This window comes from Paenarthrobacter sp. NPDC057355 (genome assembly GCF_042667405.1).
In the GTDB taxonomy this organism is placed as follows: domain Bacteria; phylum Actinomycetota; class Actinomycetes; order Actinomycetales; family Micrococcaceae; genus Arthrobacter.
In genome coordinates this window covers 1-1,964 of sequence record NZ_JBHVAL010000051.1, presented here as the reverse complement: position 1 = coordinate 1,964, position 1,964 = coordinate 1, and the positions used below count along the sequence as shown (strand labels likewise).

The window sequence follows — 1,964 nt, the reverse complement described above, 5'->3', positions numbered from 1 at the left end:
TTTTTGATTCGTTGTCGGTGGAGGATTTGCAGGTTCTTGCCGGGATGGGTGTGACGGGTTCACCGGAGATGGTGCGGGAATCGTTCTCGTTCACCCCTGAACATATTGGTGCCCCTGGTGATGTTCCTGGTGAGGTTCCGGGCGGTGGTCTTCGTGAGGGTCCTGGGGGTGTGGGCACTCCGATGTTTGATGAGGTGTTGGGTTCGGATCGGTTCGCGGAGGTGCATTCCCGGGGTGAGGGGCCCCGGATTGGGGGTGGTGGTACGCGTTTGCCGGTTAATGAGTTGTTGACGGTCGCGATGATTTTGCAGGTCTTTAGCGAGGATTCCTCGGTGTTGGATAAAGCGATGGCGTTGTTATCTCCGGTGCCGGTGGTGAACTCGGTGTTGTGGATTGCGTCCGCGGCGGTTCATGGTGATGGTTCTGGTGTGGCTGCGGGGTCGTTGGCGTTGGCTTCGGGTGTGATCGAGGCTGGTTTGGGGCTTGCTGGGTGGTTCGGTGTTGAAGCTGGTGCGTTGATGGCGGCGTTATCGACCACTGCTGCGGTGCTGGGGATCGCGTCGTTGATTGTTGTTGGGGTTTCGATGTTCGTTTCGTTGGTTCAGGCTCATGGGTGGATGTGGGTTCTGGAGCGGTCGAACCCGTTGTTGTGGTTTATCAGCACGTATATCAATCCGATCACCCCGGAACAGGGCAAGGTCAAGGTTCCGGAGCTGGGAGATCGTAGTGGTGCAGGCATGCTTGCGTGGACCCCTGAGTACGTCAAGGCCCGGGTGGTCAACGCCCAGCAGTTGTGGGCTGAGAAGTTCGCCGAGTCCCACACGTACAGGCTCTTCGAAGGTTTGCAGCCTGGTTTCGAGCGGGGTCAGAAGAGCATTCTGTACAACGCTTTCATCGCCCAGGGCGCTGCTGAGCGGGTCGGGGCGGCTAACGGTGATTTCCCGGCTGATGTGGAGAAAGTCAAGGCCGGGATCCGGGACCGGGCTGCTCAATCGTTGCAGGCTTTGCGGGCCGGGATGATCAAGGGCGTGAAGGATAACTTCGCCACGATGGTCACGAACATGAACAAGGGCCGGGTTTATGAAGAGTTCCAGAACGAGTTCATCGCGACCACGCTGCTGCCGGAGTTCAAAGAGGCCCAGAAGAACCAATGCGATCACCGGATGTGGGTCGATCGTCAAGGCAATCAGTGCCGGCCTGAGTACTGGACGGTAGAGACGTTCAAGTCATCGTTGCATCTGGGCGGGCAGTCCTCGAACCCGGTGTCGTTGGCCTCGATGGAGGCCTTGGGCGATATTGACTTGATCCTGCAGGGCCGTGGACACGGCCCGGCCAACGGCCCGGCCCAGGAAGCGAAGAAAGCCGTTGATGACGGAGCCGGGAAAGTCGGCAACGATAAGCCCGAAGCCGAGGTGCTGCCCCACGTGAAGGAAGCAGGTCGTTTGTTGGAAAAAACCGTTGGCGCGTTGCCCTTGAACAAGATCCACGCCCCGGAAGTAAAGAACGCTTACACCGCCTTGGGTAAATGGAAAGACATTCTCGATAACGGCAAGCTCGATTCCAGCAGCGCCGTCAAAGCCCTGACGAACGAGGCAACGACAGCGTTTACCGCCCTGGCAACCCTGGCCGCGCAAACCCCGCCGGCACCGTTCGTTCCTTCCGCAGTCCCGGCCTCGAAAACCATCACCACCACCGGCCTGGCCTGGTCATTCGAGTCCCCGGTCTCAAGCACCCCGGAAAAGAACACCGGAACCCCGACCAACGGCCGGTTCGAACTGATCAACGGATTCGGCCCCGCAGGACACAACGTGTCCATCAAGGACCAAAACGGCGCGACCGTATGCACAACCACAGTCACCGCGCTCGGGATCTGGGCCTGCAAACCAGCAAACCCCACCAAACCAGGACACATCACCACCTTGTCCCTGACCACCGGCACCACCGATACCGGCACGAAAATCACC

General features: G+C 59.3%; 1 protein-coding gene. It reads left to right on the top strand.

Annotated features, from left to right (window positions below; all coding sequences use genetic code 11):
- Window positions 1-170: 170 nt before the first annotated feature.
- The coding region (locus ACFUOZ_RS21325; RefSeq protein WP_377552031.1) for a hypothetical protein at window positions 171-1,964 on the top strand (1,794 nt) is incomplete at its 3' end.